General features: G+C 68.8%; 16 protein-coding genes and 1 pseudogene. 11 read left to right on the top strand and 6 right to left on the bottom strand.

The window, feature by feature from the left end; all coding sequences use genetic code 11:
- The first annotated feature begins 3 nt into the window (after positions 1 to 3).
- The 5 genes from ACZ6ZI_RS37890 (at position 4) to ACZ6ZI_RS37870 (ending at position 6,069) form a co-directional block, all read left to right on the top strand.
- On the top strand, positions 4 to 2,055 hold the full coding sequence (locus tag ACZ6ZI_RS37890; RefSeq protein ID WP_469529103.1) for a type IV secretion system protein: 2,052 nt from the start codon (positions 4 to 6) through the stop codon (positions 2,053 to 2,055).
- A gap of 6 nt (positions 2,056 to 2,061) precedes the next feature.
- Positions 2,062 to 2,835 (top strand): hypothetical protein, encoded by a 774-nt coding sequence (locus ACZ6ZI_RS37885; protein ID WP_469529100.1) that lies wholly within the window; start codon positions 2,062 to 2,064, stop codon positions 2,833 to 2,835.
- A gap of 264 nt (positions 2,836 to 3,099) precedes the next feature.
- Complete coding sequence (locus tag ACZ6ZI_RS37880) at positions 3,100 to 4,002, top strand: peptidase M23 (protein WP_469529098.1); 903 nt, start codon at positions 3,100 to 3,102, stop codon at positions 4,000 to 4,002.
- Between the two features lie 9 nt (positions 4,003 to 4,011).
- Positions 4,012 to 4,806 (top strand): hypothetical protein, encoded by a 795-nt coding sequence (locus ACZ6ZI_RS37875; RefSeq protein ID WP_469529095.1) that lies wholly within the window; start codon positions 4,012 to 4,014, stop codon positions 4,804 to 4,806.
- Positions 4,807 to 5,376: 570 nt separating this feature from the next.
- A complete protein-coding gene (locus tag ACZ6ZI_RS37870; protein WP_469529093.1) occupies positions 5,377 to 6,069 on the top strand; it encodes a hypothetical protein in 693 nt (230 codons plus the stop codon).
- Between the two features lie 69 nt (positions 6,070 to 6,138).
- Here the strand turns inward: ACZ6ZI_RS37870 and ACZ6ZI_RS37865 are convergent.
- Positions 6,139 to 6,693: pseudogene (locus tag ACZ6ZI_RS37865) on the bottom strand (IS5 family transposase); the annotation flags it as partial.
- A gap of 28 nt (positions 6,694 to 6,721) precedes the next feature.
- Here ACZ6ZI_RS37865 and ACZ6ZI_RS37860 point away from each other — a divergent pair.
- From ACZ6ZI_RS37860 to ACZ6ZI_RS37840, 5 genes are all read left to right on the top strand, one after another.
- Positions 6,722 to 7,000, top strand: a complete 279-nt coding sequence (locus ACZ6ZI_RS37860) for a hypothetical protein (RefSeq protein ID WP_469529090.1) — start codon at positions 6,722 to 6,724, stop codon at positions 6,998 to 7,000.
- Positions 7,001 to 7,769: 769 nt separating this feature from the next.
- Positions 7,770 to 8,825, top strand: a complete 1,056-nt coding sequence (locus ACZ6ZI_RS37855) for a hypothetical protein (protein ID WP_469529086.1) — start codon at positions 7,770 to 7,772, stop codon at positions 8,823 to 8,825.
- A gap of 674 nt (positions 8,826 to 9,499) precedes the next feature.
- A complete protein-coding gene (locus ACZ6ZI_RS37850) occupies positions 9,500 to 9,802 on the top strand; it encodes a hypothetical protein (protein WP_469529084.1) in 303 nt (100 codons plus the stop codon).
- Positions 9,802 to 10,686 (top strand): helix-turn-helix domain-containing protein, encoded by an 885-nt coding sequence (locus tag ACZ6ZI_RS37845; RefSeq protein WP_469529081.1) that lies wholly within the window; start codon positions 9,802 to 9,804, stop codon positions 10,684 to 10,686. Before ACZ6ZI_RS37850 ends, ACZ6ZI_RS37845 begins: the two co-directional genes overlap by 1 nt.
- A gap of 80 nt (positions 10,687 to 10,766) precedes the next feature.
- A complete protein-coding gene (locus tag ACZ6ZI_RS37840; protein WP_469529077.1) occupies positions 10,767 to 11,045 on the top strand; it encodes a hypothetical protein in 279 nt (92 codons plus the stop codon).
- A gap of 598 nt (positions 11,046 to 11,643) precedes the next feature.
- On the opposite strand, the gene ACZ6ZI_RS37835 is transcribed toward ACZ6ZI_RS37840, so the two are convergent.
- From ACZ6ZI_RS37835 to ACZ6ZI_RS37815, 5 genes are all read right to left on the bottom strand, one after another.
- Complete coding sequence (locus ACZ6ZI_RS37835; protein WP_469529075.1) at positions 11,644 to 13,833, bottom strand: NACHT domain-containing protein; 2,190 nt, start codon at positions 13,831 to 13,833, stop codon at positions 11,644 to 11,646.
- Between the two features lie 922 nt (positions 13,834 to 14,755).
- Positions 14,756 to 15,733, bottom strand: a complete 978-nt coding sequence (locus tag ACZ6ZI_RS37830) for a TniB family NTP-binding protein (RefSeq protein ID WP_469529206.1) — start codon at positions 15,731 to 15,733, stop codon at positions 14,756 to 14,758.
- Between the two features lie 110 nt (positions 15,734 to 15,843).
- Entirely contained in the window at positions 15,844 to 17,997 is a 2,154-nt protein-coding gene (locus ACZ6ZI_RS37825) for a Mu transposase C-terminal domain-containing protein (RefSeq protein WP_469529073.1), read from the bottom strand.
- Entirely contained in the window at positions 17,994 to 18,833 is an 840-nt protein-coding gene (locus ACZ6ZI_RS37820) for a TnsA-like heteromeric transposase endonuclease subunit (protein ID WP_469529070.1), read from the bottom strand. The genes ACZ6ZI_RS37825 and ACZ6ZI_RS37820 overlap by 4 nt, the downstream gene beginning before the upstream one ends.
- 18 nt (positions 18,834 to 18,851) lie before the next feature.
- Positions 18,852 to 19,961 carry a DNA-binding protein gene (locus ACZ6ZI_RS37815; protein ID WP_469529068.1) on the bottom strand — a complete coding sequence of 370 codons (1,110 nt, stop codon included), beginning with the start codon at positions 19,959 to 19,961 and terminating at the stop codon, positions 18,852 to 18,854.
- Positions 19,962 to 20,612: 651 nt separating this feature from the next.
- Between ACZ6ZI_RS37815 and ACZ6ZI_RS37810 the strand changes: the two genes are divergently transcribed.
- Positions 20,613 to 22,001, top strand: coding sequence for a hypothetical protein (locus ACZ6ZI_RS37810; protein WP_469529065.1), 1,389 nt, complete (start codon positions 20,613 to 20,615; stop codon positions 21,999 to 22,001).
- Positions 22,002 to 22,948: the final 947 nt, after the last annotated feature.

Genomic DNA, 22,948 nt, shown 5'->3' with positions numbered 1-22,948 from the left:
CGCGTGACCGTACACCTGCCACGGCTGCGGACGGCAGCGATCCCCATCCTGTTCGCCGCCACGACGGTGATGGCGCTCGCCGGCGTCGCGCACGCCGAGACCATCGACCCCATGGGCGTCGGAGACCTCCTTCCGTCACCGGACACCTCCGTGCCCGACGGGCAAGGCACCCTCTACGAGACCTACTCCGACCCCGCCCTGTGGATGCTGGACGCCGACTACGGCGAGTTCGACGTGTGGGATCCCCCAGTACAGCTGGTGGCGTCGATCCTCGCCGGTCTGGTCGCCCTGCTGGGCACCGCCGTGGTCGTCATCGTGCAGTGGACCTTCGAGGTGACGTCCCTGCCCCCGCTTCAAAGCGCCCTGGCCGGGATGATCGGCGGCGCCGCGAAGGGCCTGACCACCACACTGCTGCCCACCGCCCTGTGCGTGGGCGGATTCGTTGCCTTCGCCAAGCACAAGGAGGGCGGTGGCTCCGGGGGGCTCTCACAGATCGCCTGGGTGATGATCTCCGGCGTGGTCAGCGTCTCCCTGCTGTCCTCTCCGCAGATGTGGGTGGACGGCGTCGACTCGGGCCGGCAGATCGGGGCCAGCGTCGCCCTGAACGCGGCGTCCGGCGGCATCGGAGCCGGAGAGGAACAGTTCCCCTTCAAGCTCGGGCACTCCCCAACCTACAGCGGCAACGCCCGTGACGACCTCCTGCGAAAGTCATCCGACGCGGTATGGCGAACCTACGTCGCAGGCCCGTGGTGCATCGCGGAATTCGGCAGCTTCGAAGCCTGCGCGAAATACGGAAAAGAGGTTCTTGACAAGGGGCATCCCGGAGAGGACTCGAAGCGCAAGAAGTGGCTTCAGGCAAATCTGACAGGCGAGACGGTCGGCCGTGAATCCGAACTGTGGTGGGAAGGGCACCAGCCGGTTCAGCGCGTAGTGGTCATGCTGCTGGCCCTGGTCGCCATCCTCATCTTCGCCGTGCTCGTACTGACCCTCGCGTTCGCCTCGCTCGCCTCACTGCTGGGCGCCCTGATGCTGCTGGTCGCAGGGCCGGTCTTCGCCTGCCTGTGGGTGATCCCCGGCCGCACCCGCCAGTGGGGCGCTCGCTGGTTCGACCAACTCGTCGGATTCACCCTCCAGTCATTCGTCGTCACCACCGTACTGGGCTGTGTCCTCGTCGTTCAGGTGGCCTGCACGAAAATGTTCGGGGTATACGGCTGGGGTCCCTCGACGGGTCTTTCGATCGCCGCCGCCATCGTCGCCCTGCGATTCCGCAGAGTCATCGAATCGATCGTCGGCGTTTCCGGTGTGTCGTCCCCCGTCGGTGCCGTCGCTGGCCTTTTGGCAGCGCGCTCCGCAAACCGACTCATGAACCGCGGCGGCAGCGCCACCCCCTCCCGCCCCCGCCCCGGCGGCCGAGGACAGAACGGCGGCGGAGGCGGAGGCCTCGGCGGCAGCCGTGGTGGAGGCGGTGGAGGAGGCACGTCGGGCGGTGGCCCGCGCCGATTCCGCGCGCTCACGATCGTCCGGACACTCCGCCGACCCACGCCAACCCCCACCACCTCACTGGCCGGCAACGGCGCCTCCGCCGGCACCAGCCCCTCACAACCCCCGGCCACTCCGGCGGCGGTACCCGGCGGCGGAGGCATCACACCCCGTACACCCACCACGCCCACCGCCCCGATCCCCGCTCCGGCCCGCACTCAGGCGACGTCGTCACAGCGCCCCCCGACCACACCCACCACCCCCACGACGGGCACGCCCAACACCCCCGCCACCACGGCGGGAACGAGCGTGCGCACCTCCGCTTCAACCACATCCAGCCGCACCCCGGCGGCGCCCACACCAGCCGTCACCTACCGCCAGGCACCCCGCCCCGGCACCGTCGGCCCCCGACAGATCCAATCCAAGATCCGAGCCGGATCCACCGGCGCGACCACACGCCCCACCACCCCCGCCCACCGGCGACCCGCCACACAACCCCCGCCGCCACGCGCCGTTCCGCCGGCCGGCCGTCGCCCCGCCCCCGTCCCCGCACAACGCCCAGGTACGGACAGGTGACCAGACATGCCCGGTGAACCCGACCGCACCCCCCAGGAATGGCGCGAGCTGCTGCGCACCACGTACGACTACCCGGAGGAAACGACGCGCGGACGCCGCAAGGAGCGACGCCGTGCTCGTCGAATCCACCGCCAGGCGGAGCGGAGGGCCACTGCGGACTCGATTCGTCAGCAGCGTCGCAAAGAGCCGATCACCGCCGTCGGCGCCGTGCTGGTCGTCGTGGTGGTCTTGGCCCTCGGCCTGTCCGCCCGTCTCGGAACCGACTGGATCAGGGGCGAGCAGCCTGCGCCGGCCGCCGCGAAGAACCCATCCGCTCCACCCGCGACCGACGACGCTAAGCCCCCGGAATCCACCGGTGCGGCCCTCGCACCGTCACCGTCCGCGTCCCCGACCGTGGACCTGAACGCCCCGGACACGGTGGCCAGGGAGTTCGTCCGCCAGTACCTCACCCGGGATCCGGTCAAGGACCAAACCCACAAGGCGGCCGTCCGTCGCGCCGCGCCGTGGTCCACCCGAGCACTCGCGGCCAACCTCGAAGCCCACGAAGACCCGGCGTTCGGCCGCCTGGTGAGCCGCGGCGGTGTGAGCCGCGTTGCCGCTCTGAAGGTGGAGCCGGCCGACCGCACCCTTCCGCCGGACACGCCCCTGCGGGTTTGGCGGACCGTCACGGCCACGGTCGACGTCCACGGATACACCGACTACACCGAGTCGACGGTGGTCCAGACGGAGATCACCCGCACCGATGGAGGCTGGCGCGTCTCCGGAATCCTGGGGGTCTAACGGGTGGAGGGGAGAGACGCCCTCCGCACCGCGGCGACCGTCGCGGGCCGGGGGGCGGCCATCAAGTTCGGAGCCGTCGGAGCCGTCGCAGTCCTGATCTTCCTTCTGATCATCGGCATGTTCGGAATGGGAGCGGGCTCCAGGGCGTTGGCGGACTCCTGCGGAGGCAGGGGAAAGCCCGGCGCGGCACTTCCCGGAAGTTCCGGCGGAGAGGCGCCACAGAACCCCGGCGACGGATTGCGTCAGGCGCAGATCAAAAACGCCGTGATCATCGACGGAGTGGCCAAAGAGCGCGGACTTTCAGGCCGAGCCACCCTCATCGCACTCATGACCGCGCTTCAGGAAAGTACGCTGCTGAACATTGACTTCGGCGACCGCGATTCAGTGGGTCTCTTTCAACAGAGGCCATCGACGGGATGGGGCACAAAAGATCAGATAATGCAGCCTACCTACTCCGCCAACATGTTCTTCTTCGGCGGAGACAGCGGCGACCCCCCAGGCCTCACAGACATCCAAGGATGGGAGACGATGGCCCTCGGCGCCGCCGCCCAGGCCGTGCAGAGATCGGCCCACCCCGACCTGTACGACCGACACGAAGGCGCCGCCCGCGAGATCGCCGAACTCGGCACCATCGACCTGACCCGGGTAGGCGCCAACCCCAACCCGGGAGGCGCAGGCAGTACACCAAACCGCCCCGGACGCTGCGCCGAGCCCACGCCCGGCGCCCCCGGCGAGCCGTTCCACGACGGCATGGCCGGCTGGCCGGCCTCGGTACGCAACCCGCGTTCCACCGAGGGCGCCATCGCGTGGGCGCGCCGCGAGGCCGAAACCGGCGGCGCGGACTGGTTCCGGTGGTGCCTCGCATTCGTAGCCCGCACATATGGATGGGGACACTCGGGAGTCGAATTCGCCATAGACCACTACCGAGGCATGCCGCCCGAAATGAAACACGATCGGGACAGAAACCCGCCCGCAGGCGCCCTGATGTACTGGGACACCGGGCAACGAGCCGGACATGTGGCGATCTATTTGGGCGGAGGGATGATCGCAAGCAATGACATTCGCCGACCCGGATACATCGACGTAGTACCGGCGACCGACATCGAAACAAAATGGGGTGCGACCTATCTCGGATGGGCGCCACCATATTTTCCCGCAGGTGGGTGAACCAGAAAAATGACAGTGCCACCCCAGGACGTGCCGGCCACGCCCGTCTACACCATCGTGATCACCGCCTCCGGCGTCTACATCGACGGCGACCGCATCACCGGCCCCACCGGCGACCTTCCCGCCGCACGGCGGGCCGCCCTCGCCGACATTCGAGTGCGGGCCGCCCTGAGAGGCCGTCCTGTGCGCGTCACCGCCCGCGAACCGGACGGGACATCATGGCCATTGATCGTGGACGCGGACGGCAACCTGACCACACTGCCCGAGCCCCACCCCACGGCGCCACGACCGGCGCAGTCTCCGCCGCCCGCACCCGTCCCACAGCCTGGACCCCCGGCCGTGGCCTGGGGCGCCCCCCTTCCGGCACCTCACCTGGACACCTGGACACAGCTCCGGGCGGCACACGCCGCCGGCGACACCTCCACCGCCGCCGTCCTCGCGAAGCAGTTGGAAAACACCCTGGAATCGGAGTACGGACCGCTACACCCCTACACCGTGGGCGCCCTCAGCGCCCTCGCATGGCAAGCAGGGCACCAGCAGGACCCCGACGACCCCATCGGCACGGTGACCCTGCTGATCCGCGTTGCTCTCCGCCGCGGCGAAGCAGGCGCGGAACCGAAAGCCGAGACCGACCACATCATCCGCAGCGCCCACGAAGCCTGGCACGCCCTGGCTGCGGAGGATCCCGAAGCAGCGATCGAGCTGAGTACGCCGCTGGTGGACATGCTGACCCGCTTCGGACAGGAGAACCGCACACACGACGTCGTGCTGTGGGTCGAGGAAGCGGTGAGCGGAGCCAGCTGAGTTGGTTCCGCGTTGTCGCCTGTCACCCGGTCGGCCGTGGTGGGGTGCTGCCCGCCAGGCCACGGTGAGGGAGGAGCAGGCACCTGCCCGCTTCCTTCAGATCCAGCGGTTGGCGGCCTGGGAGTCCCGGATTTCGGGCCGGGTCCCGTCGAGTGTCTGCTTGAGCAGCCGGAAGCTCCTTACCGTCCGGGAAGCCCTCGTGCCTCTCACAGGGACTCCGGAGGAGAGAGACGCACGAGCCCGCGACGTCCTCGGCAGGCCTGAGGTGTCCCGGGCGTACTTTGCGGGGTCGTCACACCGGTTGCGGCCCCACTCCGATGTGTAGGCCGGCTGGGTCAGCGCCGCATGCGCCAGGTGCCGTAGAGGGCGGCGACGGCGCTGATGACGCTCGCGAACCCGGCCTCGCCGACTGTGACTGCCTGTTTCTGATCTGGGTTGCCACGGCTTCAATGGGCCGCCCCGCATACTGACTGTCGGGGTAGGACTCGGCAACCCAGCACTCAGGGGTATGCGCAAAGCGTCAGGCACCCCAGCGGTCAGTCGTGAGGTAGCTGAGGACATGATGACCTCGTGACCAACAGTTCGCAGACACCTCCGGCCCGAATCCCGGGCTATGACGGTGGCCCCTTCCGCCACCAGCCCGAACTTCTGGACGAGTACCTGTTCTGGCAGGTCCACCTGCCCCTAGGGACCACACAGGATCAGGAAATGGGAGCCCTGCTGTCCCAGCTGCTGGGAGGCGACACCTGGCCCGTGTTCACCGTGCCGCTCGCCGGTGACCACCACCTGTATGTGGTGTATCGCGCCGTGGAGGGGGAGGCCGGCATCGACTACGTCGTGCACCATCCTGACTGGGACGTGGCCGAGACCTTGGCGCAAGACGATGGTCACTTCATGGGACCGGGTCTGTCCTGGGCCGAGCTGATCGCCGCGGCCGACAACGGCCTGCCCGGCGGCAGCACCACTGACCCCGATGCCCGACTGTTGCTCCTGCTCCCGGCATTCGGCGACGATGCCGTACCGGATGACGCCGTCGAGCGTCTGACCGCCGCATTGCGTGCCCGCACCCGTGTTGAGGAGCCCGAGCGGCTTGCTGCGACACTCCTTGAGCATCAGGGGCAGTGTGGCCCCACTCGGTGGACGACGGCCGAGGGCGGCTACCTGATCAACGACGGTGGCTACTCCTTCCGTAACCCTGCCAACCACTTTGCCTGGCCGACCGCCCGCCTGGCCCAGGTCGCCTCCGCACTGACAACTTCCTGACGGCAGCGCGAAGAAACGAAGGGCTCCTGGTCAAAGCGAGGGTGAGAACCGCTCTGGGGGCTTGCGTGCCTTGGTGATGCGGCGGGTCATGAGGGTGATGGCGGCCCAGGTGATGAGGGTTTCGGAGTGCTGGACGAGCCGTTCGTAGTCGCGCACGTGTCTGCGGGCTCGCATCATCCAGGACCAGGTTCGTTCCACTACCCAGCGGCGGGGCAGGATGACGAAGCCAGAGGCGTCCTTGGGTCTGCTGACGGTCTTGATCGTCAAGCCCAGGTACTTCTTTGCCCAGGTCACGAGCTTGCCTGCGTAGGCGGAGTCCGCCCAGACGATCGTGATTTCGGGGTGCATGAGGCGAAGGCGGAAGAGGACCTCTTTGGCCGCGTGGCTGTCGTGGAGGTCTGCGGGGGTGACCATGACGAGCAGGGGCAGGCCGCGGGTGTCGACGACCATGTGGCGCTTGCGGCCGTTGATCCTTTTGCCTGCGTCGTAGCCGCGCGAGTCCCGGCCGACGGTCTCGGCGGCTTTGACGGACTGGGAGTCGATGACGGTGGCGACCGCGCGGGGGCCTTTGCCCATCTCGCGGCGGATCCGTTGCGCGAGGACGTCGCGGATCTGGTTGATGATCCGTACTTCGCGTAAGGAATCACTTGTCATGAGCATGGCTGAAATGGGTGGGGAGTCGATGGGTGAGGAGGTCGGTCGGGAGCGGGCCGCCGGGCGCCCGGAGGAGCCGGTGGAGCGCCCGCGTCCGCGCCGGCGCCGGCCGGTGGGCCGGTGGGCGGGCCGCGTGGTCGAGGCGGTGGCCGGTGAGGTGGTCCAGGCCGTGGTGGCGGTGTGGGCGCCGGAGTGGGCGGACGTCGCGCAGGCTCTGGAGGTCGCCGTGCGGGTCGCCGTGCGCCTTCGCGGCCGGGGCGGTCGCCCGCGCGGATAGCCGCGCGGGCCCTCGCGGCCCCGGGCCGGCCTTGCGCGGCCGGCCCGGGCGCCGAGGATGCCGCGTCGGGTGCGATGTTCCTTCGTGGAAGGGGCGTTGTTGAGGTCGGAGCACGGCACTTCGGGCTGGGGGTCGCTTCGAGTGCGTGCCGGCGAACCGGGGTCCAGCACTGGCGGTACGAAGCCGACGCCCTCGCCTCCCCGGGGGAGTGGCGGGGGTCGCGGCGGTGGCCCCCGCTTCCGTCTGTCCGGGACCGGTCCGCGGTCCCCGCAGGGGTGATTTTTGCTCTCGCGTACGCGTAGGCGACTTGTGCGGTGCGCGTCCAACTCGCCTAGAAAATGGGGCTCTTGACATCCTTTGCGGCGTTTCGCCATGGTTTCGTCGCGGTCCGAGGGTCGGGCTCGAAGATGTGTGTTTGGGGTGCGTTTCGTGGCGGATCGGCGGCGTGTGGTGTTCGACGAGTACGCGGTGGCGGGCCGGCTGAGGGTGTCGGTCGCGGCGTGGCGGTGGGCGGTCGGCAGCGGCCTGGTCGTGCCGGCGGACGCCGGCGCCGGGTTGTGGTCGCGGGCGGTGGTCGAGGCCGTCGACGTCGAGGCGGTACGGGCCGCGTTGCCGGGCGTGGTGGGTGCCGGGTGGGCGGCGGAGCGGCTGACGGAGGAGCTCGGTGTCCCGTTGCCGTTTCGGCGGCCGCGGGTGACGGCGGCGGCCGTCGGGCATCTGGTCCGCGCGGGCCTGCTGGTCTACCTCGGTGGCGAGACGGGGTTCCCCGATGTCCACCCCGAGCAGGTCGCGGCCCTGGCCCGCCGTCGTGACCTGCCCGCGCTCCTGGACCGGCACGTCCCCCTCGGCCCGGACCAGGCCGCCCGCCGTCCGTCGCACGGATTTCGACGTTCTCGTCGAGCGGGGGTACATCGCGCCGTCGGGTTTGGTGGACATCGACTTCAAGCACCACGGCGGCATCACGACCGTCGCCCTCTACAACGCGGAGGAGGTGGCCCTCCTCCCGGTCGTGTGGCCGCAGGTGGACTGGCGGGCGGTGCGCACGGTCGGGGCCGGCCGCCGCTCACCGCTTGCCGGCCTTGCTCCCGTCGACCCGGGCGGCGGGGGCCGGCTGCTGTTGGCGGGGGTGGCCCGGATCGCTCGGGTGGGGCGTGCCGCGGTGGTGAACTGGCGCCGCCGCCACGAAGACTTCCCAGCCCCGGTCGGCGGTAGTGACGTCCACCCGGAGTTCGATGGCACCGCCGTGACCGCCTGGCTGTTGGCCCACGACAAGATCGCCATTCCCACGAAGCCGCCGGCTGCGAACCTGTTGTTCGCCCGCCCCGGCGGCGGCACCCGCGCTCTGCGTCTCGATGACCCGCTGCTGACGTTGGCCGAGGACGTGTCGGGCGAGGACCGCCTCACGGCCTGGTCCACCGACACCGAGGCCGACGCCCTCGCCACCCTCACCGAAGGCGACTTCGGCGGAACGCTGCGCCGGTTGACCGTGCCGGGAGCGTCGGGGTGGGCGGTGCAGGGCGGGGTACGGCTCGCGGACCGGGTGGAGACGGGTGCGGGCGGCCTCTACGTCACCCTCGTCTGGCCGGCAGGCCTGCGGGGGACGACGTCTTCGCACCCGACGGGCGGCGTCACCCGCCACGCCCTCCCCTTCATCGTGCCTGGCGAGGCCTGCGTCTGTCGCCGCCGGGAGTGCGGCGGCCTGGTCCCGGTCGGCTGGTGTGCCGAGCACGGGGACGCGGTGGCCACGGCGCTGGAGTGGCATCCGGGGGGTGGTTTGCGCTGTACGGCGTCGGCCGCGCGGGCCGGTCGGCGGGTGTCCGGCTGAGGCCGAGGCGGGGGTGGCGGCCGGTAGGACGGGGTGGGGCGGGCGACGGTGACTGCTTGCTGGCGTCGGCACCCGGACTTCCCGCCGCCGGCTCGGGGAGGTTGCCGGTCGTTGGGGTGTTCGTGACGTGCGTGTGGCCCGTACCGGAAGTACGGGCCACACGTGCAGATGTGTGATCTGCGTCACGGCAGTGGGGTGTTCCGCTGCGAACGGGACCCCGTGAAGCCGTCCGGGCTGTGGAGCGACTCTCGGACAACCATGAGGTAGTGGGGCCCGCTTGGACAGGGGCCTCGGACGGCTTCGGACGCTCCCGGACGGTTGCGGACGCTCCCGGACGCCGGTGGCGTGGGGCGGGTCGCCGTGACCTGGGTGGTTGTCGTGGGCGGGCGCGGGTGGGGCGGCTTCTCGTTCAGGTGGATGGAGGGGCTCTCGGACACGGGCGGACATGCGCGGACGGTCGCGCGCGCCGGGGGATCGGCGTGCCGGACAGGAGGATCGTGGAGGTGTGCGTTCCGGTTGATGGTGGGCAACTGGGGTGCGTCATAGGTCGGTTGATGCCGCCGGTGTGGATGTTCCATCCTGTGAAGGCACCCGCCGCCGTCGGTGGTGTGTAGGGGACTGCGAATCCCCTGTGTCATCCGTCCGGGCTCACACACTTCATCAGGAGTGGCTTCATGCTGTGGATTTACGTGCCGGGGCGCGGCTGGGTTCTCCAGTCGCCCGCGCCGGTCTTCCAGGGGTGCGTGATCACCCCCGTCGTCCCCCGCCCCTTCGGCCTGGCCCGTACCTTCCGCGTGCTGGGAGTTCTGGCCGTGGTCCTGCTTCTGGGTGGGATGTGGGTGGACGGTCACCGCGTCGAGGTGATCGGTGCGGTCGCCGCGGCGGTCCTCGTCGACATCCTGCGCGAGCGCGCCCTGGCCTTTCTCGAAAACCCGAGTCGGACCCTGCGGTTCCGCTCGCGCGACGGTGACGCCTGATGCCCGCCTCGCAGGAGGGCGGCTTTTTCGGCGTGATGCTCCGCGCGGAGCGCGAGCGCCGGGCGATTACCGGAAGGCAGTTCGCGAAGGAGGCCGGGATCAGCATGACGAGGCTTGTGAGGATCGAGATGGGGCAGGTGACGGCCGAGCCTGACGTTCGTCGGCACCTCCTCGACGTGCTGGAGCGGCACAGGGAAACCCGTCCTTCGGACTTCGGGTCGGCCCTGCAGCAGGAGCGGCACCAGAAGGACATGACGCTCTCGGAACTCGCGCGCCGTGCGGACATGCACCCGAGCGCGATCCGCGACATCGAGCAGGGGAAGCGTTGGCCGACCGAGAACACCAAGTCCGTGCTGCTCGCGGCCCTTCGTGGCAATCGGCACCCCGACCTGCCGGGGCGGCCGGCGTCCACGTCGCGGATTCCGTCGGCCTCCGGGTCCGGTGTGACCCACAGGTCCCCGGCGCAGGAAGCGGGCCGGGACCGCTACGTCCTCGCGGGTGCCGTGGATCCTGTCGGCCCGGTCCGTGGTCTCCCTGGCGGGCGTCCGGCGGGCGCGTTCGTGTCACAGACGGGCAAGCCGGATCCGCTGTTGATCTCGACGCCGGTGGACTTCGTGGAGATGCTCGGCGCGGTTCACGTGTGGGCGGGGACGCCCTCGATGCGCCGGTTGGAGATCGACAGCGGCGGCGTGCTGAAGCGGTCGACGATCAGCGACGCGCTGAACGTGGAACGGGTCCGCAAGCTCGGCAAGATCCCTTCCCTGGAGTGGTGCAAGGCCTTTCTCCAGGTCTGCGGGATCCGGGGCCTGGACGACTGGGTGTTCGCCTGGCGGCGCCTGAAGGCGCTGGAGCGCCCGCAGGCGGGGAAGTGGCTCCAGGGCTGACCTGACGCTGGCTCGCCGCCGGGGGTGGAAGTTTCTCCACTCCTGGCGGTGGGCTCGGGGCCGCTGGCAGGGTGGCGGGTATGGATGAGCGGTGGGTGGGGCGGCGGGTGTACGGGGCGTATCCGGATGATCCGGACCCGTGGGCGGAGGAGGGGGAGTCGTACGTCGAGCTGTGCGGCGGGCCCCTGGACGGGGAGCTGCTACAGGTGACGGGGTGGAGGCGGGAGCAGTTGGCCGGTGGGGTGCTGCTGATCTGCGAGGCGTCGGCGTGGGGGCCTGGTGGGCGTGCGGAGTACGAGCCGGCCGACCCGGGCGCGGCGGTGATCGATCGGTACGTGTGGTTGGGCGACTCGCCCTAGGGACACGGCAGGTGGGCAGGGGGCATGGAGATGGTGCGGGTTCAGGTGGTGGCCGGGGGCGGTGGGTTCGTAGGGCCTGGTGGGGGCTAGGGTGCGGGTAGCCCGTACCGATATGGCGTGTAGGGGTGAGGCCCGGTGCCCGGAGGATTCTCGGGGGCAGTACCACCGGGCCGCCTCAATCCTTGCGTCTGATGACGCACGTGTTGTGTTCGCCGGCGTGCCGGACGTCCCGTACGCGGATCCGTAACGGCGGTCGGGGTTCGGGCCGGCCGTGTGCGGGTTGTGGTGTCGAGTGTCGCTGAGGGGGAGGGTGGTTGAGGTATCGGTGGTTTGGTGAGCTGGCGTGTTGCAGGCCTGCGTGAGAACGGCTTCGTGCCGTCAGGTCTGTCTTGACCTGGGGTTGTTGCAGTTTGGCTGGGAAATTTTCTTGGTGTCACAGATGGCGTCTGGGTCTAAAGGGCCGAGGCGCCATTTCGTGTTCTCAGGTGTTTGTGCAGGTCAGCGGGTTGTTCGGTAGGTCAGTGTGAGGGTTTTCAGCTGGTGCGTGGTTTCGGGGTGGTGCGCGTCCGGGCAAGGTATCCGCGATGCTGGATGTCCGTTAGCCGAAGTACGGGGAACGATTCTCCAGCCAGCCGATTGCGTGCAGGTCGCGTGCGAGCCAGCTGTAGGCCAGGTTCGTGGCCTGCCGTTCACCGTGCATGGTTATTGCTTCTTGACTGACTTCGGGTACCTGAAATGCCGCTGACGTGCCATCGGCCAGGTTCGTCCAGTGCCTGGGGGATACGTCGGGTTCTTCAATCAGGTTGAGGCTGACCACGGGCTTGTCGGATTCGCGTGCCGTTCTGTCGGTGTGAAGCGTGTACTCCAGGATCGGAGGCACATCGACGGTCTCGTCCGGGCCCGGCATGACCACGAGTCCCTCAGCGCGTGCCGGCATGATGCTGTAGAGGGCCAGTGCGTGCCCGAATCGGGGGAAGTTCGTCTCTACGAGTTGTTGGTAGCCGATGAGCGCATTCTGCAGGTTGGTGGCTGTGATGGACAAGGCCAGCTCAGGGGAGTAGGCCTGCCAGACGAATCGGGCTCCCGCCCTTTGGTCCGCAAGTGGGTATGGAGCAGTGAGGGTCTCATGGCGGATGTGCCGGAGTTCGGTGTGAAGCCAGCGGATGTCGTCGGAGTCGATTGTCTCGCCGGCTGCCTGCCAGGTACACCACTGGCTGTTCTCGACCTGCGTCATCATCGTCTGCACCTCCAGCCGGAGGTCATGGACAGGAATGGGAGCGCTGTGCGGGAGTCGGTGGCCGGAGAGAATGCGACGAGCGAGAAACCAGATCCGCTCGGCGGCGAGTGGGGAGTCGGATGGCACAGGCAGTACCCTCCGCTGGATGCGCAATGACAGAGCCTTGCGTAGCCGGTTGCGTGCCCAGACCCATCTCGACAGGTCATCCTTAGGCAGGGTGAAGCCTTCGATGCTGTGAAACTCTGACAACATGCCGGCTCCGAACTGAAGGTCCGGACGGGCCACGAGGTCTGCGCTAAGCACGCCTGCGCGGCCTACGGCAAGCAACATGAAGTCGCCGTCGAGCCGGACAGCCCACGGTTCCAGCACGCCACTGTTTTGACGCGTCAACCGGGATGGCAGGTTGCCGAGACCGTTGGTCCAGGCCTGCATGGCCTCCCTGAGCCACCGGCCTGCTGCCAGTGCTGGTTCCTCGTCGGCGGCTTGGTGCTTGCTGCCTACCTGGCTGGCCCGCTGACCGGATCTGGAGACCTCATCGAGTACCCACGACGCTGCGGCAGGGTTTGCTCGTACGAGACGCGACATGAACTCCACTGCCTTGTCCGCCGCAGCAGTGTCGATCGCGAACGCGACTGCGTAGCGCCAGCGGGGGAAGCTCTCAGGGCCTGCAGCCTCTTCAAGGCGGGTGATGCCGTCTTGGAGTGCCTGCGCGGCGAAGTGCTGCTCGAAGAGGGGCAGCGCGAATCGAAGCTGGCCGTCGTCCCGGACTACCAGCCCGGTCTCCTCCAACTCCCAGACTTCCTGGTCCCGCCCGAACGAGGAGGCCCGGACCAGTCCGCCTGAATCCATGACCAGGGCTGCGAGTCGTACCAGGCCGCCCCACACATCATCCTTGACTGGCCGCCGCTTCTGTCGAAGAACGGAGCTTGCCAGACCGGAGAGCAATTCCTGTGTAGACACCTTGGCGTTACCGCCGGCACGCAATCGGCTTGCCAACGCATGGACCAGGAGGGGACTCCTAAGGAGCTGTCGTGCTTCGTGTTCCTTGACGGCATGGAAGACCGACTCGCCCACGATGATGCGGAGCAACTCCAGACCGCGCTGAAGGGGCCATGGGGCGACCTCGATACGCTCGCGCTCGTCCACCTCACCCGCCCCCGGCCGAGTTGTTGCGAGGACACTGAGGCGGGGCCATGTCAGAACAAGCCGCCTTGCCTGGGACAGCACCTCATGGGCATCCCACGGACTCAGCCGATCCAGATCATCAATGACGATCCGGCATTCCTGTTCCAGGTCCCCGCTCAGGAACGCTTCCAGCTGACGCTGCTCCAGGTCCCGCGCCTCCAGCCATACCGGCACCGCCACAGTCGCGTCCGCCTGAGCCCGCATCAACCCCGCATTCCACCAATGCTCGGCTCCCTCGCTCTTGCCTGCACCCATGGGCGCCACCAGAACCCGCACGCTGCCGAACGGAACCTCCACGAGTGCCTGCTCCTGAGTAAGAAGCCATTCGAGAACATCGTCCCGCCGATCCGCTGGCGTACTGCTCAAGCGAGTAAGCCTTCGTGCGAGGGAACGCCGACCCGCGATCCCCAGCGCCTCCTCTCGCTCCGTATCCGTCGTCGCCTCGTGACCATCTGGAGTCGGCTGACGGTCCCCTGGCGAGGCGACCAGCTGGGTGCTTGTCGCCGATGAGAGCTGGGCCTTCTCCAGTAGGTTCCGCCAGGACCGCTCGTTCGTCGTTTCCTCAGCCCAGTCACTCCAGACACGAACGAGGGCCAGAAGCTTCTCGCTGCTGCCGGGGCTGGGTATCGTCGCGGGCGCCGGCGGGACAGCAAGCCAGCTGCTGATCGCTTGGAATCTGACGGCGACTGCGTACGGCGTCCGCACCGTCGCGCGCGCGGCCTCCCGCCTGGAGCACGGCAACCCCGCAGCCTCGCGGGCACGCTTGGCCCGTGCTTCGAGAGCACGAAGCTGCTCACGCAGTTCCTGCGCAGGATCCGGCATCCGCACTCCCGGTGGCCGTCCGTCGTGTCCGGAGCGACCTCGGCGGACACCTCGCTGACCTGCAAGCTTATAGGTCGATTGTCCGGAGCGTCCGCCCCTTCGGACACCAGCCTCGTCGGGGCTGGAACCTCGGGTCAGCACCCGGCAAGCGGAGCCGGGCGACTATCTCCAAGGGGGCATCGGAATGAACCGGAACGAACGAATTAAGAGGCGCACGATGCGCCGTCTCGGCCGTACGGCGTTGTTCGCCGCGGTACGCGGAGCCGGCGCTGCCGTCGGATCATCTGTGATTGCCACGTTGATCTGGTGGTTCGGGACCCGCTGAGTGCCCTCTGATGCGCGTGTCCTCAAGGCGGCGAAAGGCCGCGTCGAGGACCGCTGCCGGTCCTGCGTGAGACAAGGGTTGGTTGGAAGAGCCGATAGATGAGTGCAGGACGCACTTCTGTCCTGCCGAAGGGTGTGCCGTTCAGCGTGCTGATCGTCGGGTTCGGGTCTGGTTTGCGGTTTCGGCGTGGTGGTCGAGGCGGATGGCGTCGAGCGTGGTTTTGGTGATGCGTTCGGTGCCGTTGTGGATGGCGGTGATGGCGGCTTGGCGGATGAGTCGGGTGAGGGATCCGATGCGGCCGGCGGTGCGTTGGTGGAGGTAGGTGGTGTGGCGGGGGAGGGTTCCGGGTTTGTGGTGGTGGAGGTCGAGGGCGTTTTCGAGGTCGGTGATGGTGTCGGTGAAGGGATGCTTGTTGCCGAGGCGCGCGGGGAGGGGCCCGCACTCGATGAGTGAGGCGCGTCCGGCGAGTTGCGCACCGCGGACACCGGAGAAGAGGGGTGTCTGGGTGACGTCGATGCCGGTGTACACGAACGTCGCTTGGATACGTTCGGTGAGGTCTTTGATGAGGTCGGCGGTTTCGGAGCCTGTGGTGGTGCGGGGATTGACCCGGTGGATTTCGTCGATCAGGACGAGGCGGACACCGATCTGGTTGTAAGCGTGGCAGACGCTCTCGGTGATCTGGGTCTGCGTCATCCGGGCAGTGATGGGGATGGAGAGGTAGCGGGCGAACTCCGCTGCGAGCATCTTCGCGGTCGCTCCCGGCGGGACGAGGACGTATGCGACGGGCATCTGGACGTCGGACGGTTTGCCGGGTGGGGGTGCGGTGCGGGTGTGGGCGAGGTGGCAGGTGCGTCCGACGTGGAGGAGGGCCGTGGTCTTTCCGGCCGCGGCGGGTCCGGTGAGGATGAGTGAGGGTCGGGCGGTGGTCTGCTGATAGCGGCCGAGGACCATCAGGGTGCGGACGCTGGTGGCGAGGGTGTCGATGGCTGGGGTGCGGACGGTGACGAACGCGGAGTGGTAGGCCAGGCGCTCCTCGATACTGCGCGGCGGGGTATCGGGTGCGGGCGGTGCTGGGGGTGGTGTGTGGGCGAACTGGTGCCAGCCCTGCCAGGTCGTGATCGGCCAGGACTCCTGCGCTTGCTGGTCATCGGCGTCGGTGTCGGGCTGGGCCTTGTCCACGCTCTGGCGGAGGCGGCTGCCCGGGGTGGGGGGACATGCTGGGGTGTTGTTCACCATGTGAGTGCTTCCGCGTGTGCGTCGTAGAGCCCGAGCCCGGTGTACGGGCGGGCAGGGGAGCCGTTGTCGCCCGCAGGCTCGTCTTCGCCTTCAGCGTCATCCGGCTCGTTGGGGCTGTCGTCCAGGGCGTCGAGGCTGTCGGCATCGGCGTCTGTCGGGCCGGCGGGGGACTTGTCGCTGGTGGTCTCGGAGCGGGTCGGCGCGGATGTCAGGGCGTGTAGGGGGATGGTGGCGCGGCCAAGGAGACGCTGCTCGGCGTGTGTGGCGTGGCCGTTGCGTGCTCGTCGCATGAGTTGGTCGAGGGCGTCGGCGAGGTCGGCTTCGTGCTGGTCGGGATCGGGGTGGCGGACGGTCTGGGCGCGGACGTGTTGCCAGGTGCGTTCGTTGAATGGCTGGTGGGTGTGGTCGCGGTGGATCCAGGGGATCTCGGCCAGGGTCCCGTTGGTCAGGCGTAGCCAGATCTGGCGGGCGTCGTGCGGGTTGTAGTGGACCTCCCACTTCCCGCCACGGGCGGTGATGGGGGAGGGCTGGCCGCGGTAGGGGGCGAGGACGTCGTGGTCGTAGGTGCGGTGGTGCAGGCGGATGACGCGTTCGGTGACGGCCGCCCAGCGCACCGGCAGGAGTTCGAGGTAGTCGTTCCCGGTGAGAGGGACGGGCACGTGGCCGGCCACGGAGATGAGGGCGGCCCACATCTGGTTCGGTGTGAGCGCGGCTCTGGGCAGGACCGGATGGCGCAGGCCTTCGTGGGGGCGGTGGTGGTAGTGGATCAGCCACTCATCGAGGAGGTCCTGAATCTGGGGGACGGTGTAGCGGGCCTCAAGGTGGGTGCCAGGTCCGCGCTGTGTGACGTTGGGGCCGGTGTAGCCGGGCAGGTGCTGGCAGAACAGCGTGTTGATGGTGCCGAAGGTCCGTTCCACGATGCCTTTCGCGGTCGGCGTGTACGGCGGGGCGGCCTGGACGCTGATGCCGAGGGTCTCGCACGCGGCGGTGAACGCTTTCGACAGGTAGATGCTGCCGCGGTCGGTGACGATCGTCTCCGGGATGACAGCTGGGCGGGCGGCGGCTCCTTGGAGGCGTTCGTCGAGGGTGAGCAGCCGCTGGTGGGGGAGCAGCGAGGTGTGGGCGAAGTGGAGGGCGTCGGGCCAGGTGGGCCGGGCCGGTTGGGGGACGGCCATCTCCGCCAGGAGCAGGGCTGCGTCGACGGCCTGGGTGCTGGAGGGGCAGAGTACGGCGGCGAGGATGGAGCGGGTGGCGACGTCGACGGCGATGGTGAGTTCGGGCCTGGCGACGATTCCGTCGTCGAAGACGGCCAGGACGTCGAGGCGGGTGGTGTCGATCTGGACCTGTTCCCCGGGCCGCAAAGCGACGGTCGGGGTGAGCCCGTGCCCGTCGCTTGTGATCGGCGGATTGCGTATCGGGCGGCTGGGGAGGTCGGCGGGGCGGGCGAGCTGGTGGACGAGCCGGTACAGAGTGGCCTGGGAGGGGGCGGGCACGGTGCCGGGCCCGTGGCGGTCTTCGAGAATGCGGGTGACGAGGGGGAACAGTCCGTTGATGGTGCCCTTGGAGCGCCGCCTCTGCCGGCGCAGTGCTTCCTTCACCGCGTCCGCTACGCGTTCGTCCTGCCGTCCCGTCGGGGCGGGACCTCGGGTGGTGCGGTGGTCGAGGAGCCCCCACAGACCTTGCTTGCGGTAGGCGAGCCTCATCCGCTGCACCGTCGTACGTGACACCTTGGCGAAGCCCAGCGCGGTGAGCTCGGCGGCTTTGGCCTGCTCCCGCTCGGCCAGCGTCCACCGGCCCGGGTCGTAGGGCACCCGCATCACCTCCCCGCTGTCCGGGCCACCCGGCCGCCCGCACTCGACCTCCCGGACGTGCCTCTGCCAGGCCAGCGCCTTCTCCCGCGCCGCGGCGGGGGCCGTCTCGAACAACCCCCACTGCGGTACAGACCGGACCTGCTCGGCCTGCTCGCCGGCCAGCTTGAAGGCAGGGTCGGCGAACAGATGCCCGGCGAGCACCACGGCACTGCTTCCGTCGTCGCCGGCCAGGTGCACGCACTGCCCTGCCAGCGCCACGACCTGCCACCGCGCACCGCCGAAGTCGATGTACGCGCCGACCGCTACGACAGGTGGCCCGCCGCGCGGCGCGGTCATGACACCTCCCGGAACCGGCCGCCGCCGGCCTCACGGTCAGGGCCGGTGGCCGTAACGACTGCGGATGACGAGAGAGCGCCTGCCTGGACCAGAACGCGTTCGTGCAGCGGCTTGTCCAGGGGAACGTGCAGGTGTCCGTGCCACAGGGCATGGAAGGCGGCGGGGAGGACTTCGATCGGGTCGCCCACCGCTTCGACGCCCTCGATCAGCGGCCGCGGGCACGCGAATGCTTCGAGGACGGCGGCGGTGAGGGCGGGGCGGACCTGGTTGCGGGGGTGCCGGTAGCCGGCGAGCCAGCGCAGATTGGCCGCCAGCACCGGCTCGAGCGGGGCCAGGCGCCGATAGATCCAGCCGACCTGCTCACACGCCCGCTCCATCATTACGGCGACAGACAGGGCCCGCTCTCCTCCTGCCGCAGCGTGGCTCGGGCAGTCGACGATCAGCGCGGTGCCGTCTGCACGGCGCGCGAAGAGTTGCGGAGTCCACGACCGCTTCCGCCCTTGTTCGTCGTGCCACTGCAGCCGCACGGGCCGTCCGGCAAGACCCACGACGTCCGGGTCGCGGTCCAGGACCATCAGCTGAGTCCGCATCGCGTTCGACCCGGCGGCGACATGGCGCTCGGTGGTGGCCGACCACCACAGCCCAGGCCCCCACCGCCTGCCGGGAACCACTGGAAACGCGGAGACCGGTTCAAGCTCCTCGAACGCGACGGTCACCGCCGCATCCACCCACCGCTGCCGCACCACCGGTCCACCGAACCCGGCGAACGCCACCTCGAATCCGGACTCTGGGCCCGTACTTTGCTGCGCACCGCCTGTGTCTGCCACGCTCGTCACGGGACCGAGTCAACTACCTCATCCAGCAGTTTGGGCTGGTTTGTGCGTTCTGCTCGTGTGGGATGCCGGGATGCGGTAACCGTGCCAGCTGCGCCTCCCCGCGGACCCCCGGCTACTCGTCGTCCTCCTCCGTGGGCCCTGTGTCGAGGCCTGCCCATTGCTCGACGTCGTGGAGTGCGACGCGTTCACTGCTGCGAGCGCCGTCTCTCGTAGGGCCTGGTCGAGGAGGTCGATGGAGTGGCTGAGCCGTTGCAGGAGTAGGCGGGCGGCGTCGGCGGTGCGGCCCTGGTGCGCGCCGCGCAGCTGGAGCAGTTCTTCCTGGGCGGTGTCGATGAGGTTGGTGATGAACATGCGTTGCTCGGGCGGCACGGTGGAGCGCCAGTTCGTACCGGAACCACCCGCGGCCTTCTCCCGGGTCTGCTCACGGAGCAGGGCTGCCATAGTGGGCGGCTGCTGATCGGCCCTGACCCTCCAGGGACCGGCGTCGAAGGGATCAACTGCCGCATGCCGTCGTCGGCGAATGAGGGCGGCCTGCCACGAGACCAGCGGCCCACCGTCCGTCGCGACCAGAGGACCGAGCCAGGGCCGTCCCACCAGCTCTCCGAGACAGCGCCCGAACTGCCCGTCCCCGGGCAGGGGCCGCGGACCTCCCCAACCACTGTCAGCCCACACCAGCTCTTCGACACCCGGATCCAGCAGAGCGCTGGCCACCGCGACCACCTCAGGGAAGACCACCGCGTCCCGCCCAAGCGCCCGCCACCGGTCGACGTCACCACCGACCTTGCCACCGGCGACCTGCTGCAGACGGCGGGGCCAGATCTCTTCCTGCTCCCAGCGAAGGGAGTGCTCCCACCACCGGCACACCACCGCCCGCGCGATACCGAACACCGAGGCTGGCTCCACCCCCGCCCGCCGAGCACGACGCGCCACCACAGCCCACCGGCGCTGCGCCACGACGACCTCGGGACTCCCGGACAGATCCAGGTTGTCCAGGGGCTGGTCGGCGTCCGCGTCCAGCAGCCACCGCCCGTGGCGGCCGCACACCCGCTCCCAACGCTCGGCGTAACGGACCACCCGCACGTCCAGCCCGGTACGCCGCGCCGCGCACAGCCGGCAGCCGAATGCCACTGGACGTACAAGGGCGCCGCCAACGCGCCAGAGGGCCAGAGGGGCGCCTGCGGAGTCCGGGACGGAGAGCTCGGCCCCTTCGTTGTCCCAGGACGGCAGTGCGCGTCCGAGTGTCTCCTCGGATGCTCCAGACAGTCTCGCCAGCACGGTCCGGCCAGCTGGACTGAGTAGAACTTCTGCGTCTGCGCGTAGCGCGCCGCCGGGGTGGCGGGGCTGGTGGTTCTTCCACTGCCAGTGCCCCAGCACGGAGCCGGGCTCCTGGCCGTAGCGGGTGGCCACCCGGGAGAGCAGTGACCAGGTTGTCTCGCCGGTAATGGGTGCGACGCGGAAGGGCCTGGTCCGCTGCACGGTAGGTTCGTGGAGCACTGCGAGCATGCGGACTCGATGCCCAACCTGCCCGTGAATAATGCCCTTTGGTTGTGGCCTTGGCTTCTTCGGATTCGTGGGTGCGGCTCGCCATCTGTGGGTAGGGTTAGTGCCAGCTGAGTCCGGGTCTTCGTTCGTAGCGGAGGCACCAGCCGGCCCATCCACGCTTCTTTCACCGTCCGGGGACACGTTCGTACCGTGTCCACCAGCGGGTCTCCCTGCCGTGTCTGCGAGTGCCACTACTTTTGGTGCGCGCGGAGCACTCTCCCCCTTAGGAGTTCCGCGATGGGTTCATCGCTTTCCGCTGCCCGGGCTATCGACTTCCTGTGCGAACACACGCTGAGCAAGAGCCGGGTGATGGCCCTACTGGCTCATGACAACGGCCCAAGCTCCCTGACCGCTGTCCTGACCTGCAAGGACCCCGACCACGCCTACGAGGCTGCCGGTATCCTCCGCCGAGTCCTCGCCTGCCGCGACGTCAGTACTGTCGAGGATGAGCTGAAGGCCCTTACGGCCGAGATGCCGGACGCCCCGGCCAGCTCGCTGCGCCAAGCCGTGGGCCAGGCTGCGAGCGGCAACTGGAGTGCAGACCCCAGCACGCTGTTCGTAGTGCCGGAACCAGAGCCGGACCCCTCCGAGGATGACCCTGTCAACGGCGCGGTCCGCGGTCCCGTCGGCCACCCGAAGCTGCAGGACCTCCCGGGCAAGGTGGTGCGGATCTCGCACCTCTACGAGTTCCACGTCACGGACGAAAACGCTCTCCTGCGCGCTGCGGTAGCACGTGGATGGGAGCCGCTGCCGGCGTCAGAACTCGGCGATGACGATCCCCGGGATCTGATCGGGGCCGTGATGACCCTCACCGAGGAGCCAGATGTGGCTGGCACCGAGACACTCGAAGACCAGAGCTCGGCGGAGCTCCTCAGCCCCGAAGATGGGGACGAGTTGGCCGACTGGAGCAGGCGACCGATCATCACTCGGTTCACTCACGGATGGCGCCTGCGAGAGCAGCGAACCAGGCCGGCGAGCGAGAGCACAACCCCGAACTTTGCCGCCCTCTTCGACACACAGGCCTGCCCCTGCAAGGGCGAAGACGAGGACTGCGAGGAGTGCCGATGGCAGCTGACGCCCCGTACGGCTGACCTGCTTCACACGGCGCTAGCAATCCTCGCGGACCAGACTTACGACGACGCGGAGCGTCTGGGAGACCAGTTCCTCTCGGACGCCGACTCTGCGACGTGGGAGGTCTTTGACCGGCTGCCTCCGCTTACGTGGACGGCCGACCACCGCTGGCGTCGGCGGATGGCACGCGCCTTCGATGACCTGGCCGGGGATCTCGCCAAGGGAAACTGGCCAAATCCCACTTGCACCGCCGAGGAGATGGCCCTGCACCTTGCCATCGAGGACGCTCCGATGTACCTGGAAGACCGGGAGGAGGGAGACGATCACAGCTCCCTCCCGGAACACGAGGACGACTACAGCTGGGACAGCTGCTCCGATCTCTTGTTCCAGGACCACGACGTTCTGATGCTCTTCCACACGAAGTTCAGCGGGATCGAGGACCCGGAGAACCCCATGAACCAGTCCATGGGCATCGGCGACCTCAGGGAAGCAGCCTGGTTCACTGCCTTCGACAACCGCAGCATCAGGGACCCCCGGCGTGGCTTCCGACGGTAGATGACAGGGGTGCCCCTCGCGCTGGCTGGCGGTAGAAGTGTGCGGCAGACATCTGGCTGCGCAGGTTGGTTGAGCACTGCGCACGTTCACTGAGCCGCGACACCTGAACAGCTTCTTGCTGAAACGGTGCGAGCCTCCTGCTCCAGTATCTATACAGATCTAATTTTGAAGCACATGCAGTCGAGGGTGGAGGCTCGGTCGGGCATACCTCGATCGGGAGCCGGGGCCGGGCACGAACAGCCCCCAGCCAGCTCCCCGCTCAGCGGGAGTGTGCTGGTTCTGGGGGCGGGGTGTCAGGTGATTCGCTACGTTGTTCGTTGTCCGTACCCCGGTTTAGGGGGCCAGGGCGCCCCTTCCTGCCAGTCGGGCAGGCTGGGGGCCCGGTCCAGAAGGGTATGGACATGAGGGATGACCGTAGGTCGCCTCGATGGGAACGGCTGGCCGCTGAGCTTGCGAAGCGGATCGCTGCCGCGCTGAGTGCTCGCGCTCTGTGGGTGGTGATCGTGGAGTTGTTGCACGGCGACAGCTAATCCCGGCTCAGGGCGGGGTCTTTGCCCCCTGCGAGTTCCGCCCACCGGCCCCGTCCGGTCTTGCTCTTGGAAGGCCGGGACGGGGCCGGCACGAGCAGACACCCGCCAGTTCCTGCTGCTGGGGCCCGCGTAGCGGGCTGGTCCTGGAGGCGGAGCCGGAAGGACCCTGGGGTAGGGGAGCGGAGAGCAGACCCGCCCAACGGGCCGCAGACCCAGACCCCGCGAAACGGGGTCACTCAGGCCTGCGGAGCGGGCCGTTGGGGGTGGAGCGAAGCGGAACCCCCAAGCAGTCCGGAGCGAAGCGCGGGACTCCGGCCCGAAGGGCCGGCCCTGGGACCGCGAAGCGGTCCGCCGCCGAGCGCAGCGAGGCGGTTCATTGCTCTGGAGCGAAGCGGAGGAGCAGGCGCCGAAGGCGCC

It is taken from the genome of Streptomyces sp. NPDC103540 (genome assembly GCF_055584445.1).
This window is presented reverse-complemented; position numbering and strand designations above follow the sequence as displayed.

What these genes read in the sequence shown, in the direction of transcription:
- ACZ6ZI_RS37885 (WP_469529100.1), top strand. Translation starts at nt 2,062, where the DNA reads ATGCCCGGTGAACCCGACCGCACCCCCCAGGAATGGCGCGAGCTGCTG.
- ACZ6ZI_RS37875 (WP_469529095.1), top strand. Translation starts at nt 4,012, where the DNA reads ATGACAGTGCCACCCCAGGACGTGCCGGCCACGCCCGTCTACACCATC.
- ACZ6ZI_RS37860 (WP_469529090.1), top strand. Translation starts at nt 6,722, where the DNA reads ATGAGCATGGCTGAAATGGGTGGGGAGTCGATGGGTGAGGAGGTCGGT.
- ACZ6ZI_RS37855 (WP_469529086.1), top strand. Translation starts at nt 7,770, where the DNA reads ATGTCCACCCCGAGCAGGTCGCGGCCCTGGCCCGCCGTCGTGACCTGC.
- ACZ6ZI_RS37850 (WP_469529084.1), top strand. Translation starts at nt 9,500, where the DNA reads ATGCTGTGGATTTACGTGCCGGGGCGCGGCTGGGTTCTCCAGTCGCCC.
- ACZ6ZI_RS37845 (WP_469529081.1), top strand. Translation starts at nt 9,802, where the DNA reads ATGCCCGCCTCGCAGGAGGGCGGCTTTTTCGGCGTGATGCTCCGCGCG.
- ACZ6ZI_RS37840 (WP_469529077.1), top strand. Translation starts at nt 10,767, where the DNA reads ATGGATGAGCGGTGGGTGGGGCGGCGGGTGTACGGGGCGTATCCGGAT.
- ACZ6ZI_RS37825 (WP_469529073.1), bottom strand. Translation starts at nt 17,997, where the DNA reads ATGACCGCGCCGCGCGGCGGGCCACCTGTCGTAGCGGTCGGCGCGTAC.
- ACZ6ZI_RS37810 (WP_469529065.1), top strand. Translation starts at nt 20,613, where the DNA reads ATGGGTTCATCGCTTTCCGCTGCCCGGGCTATCGACTTCCTGTGCGAA.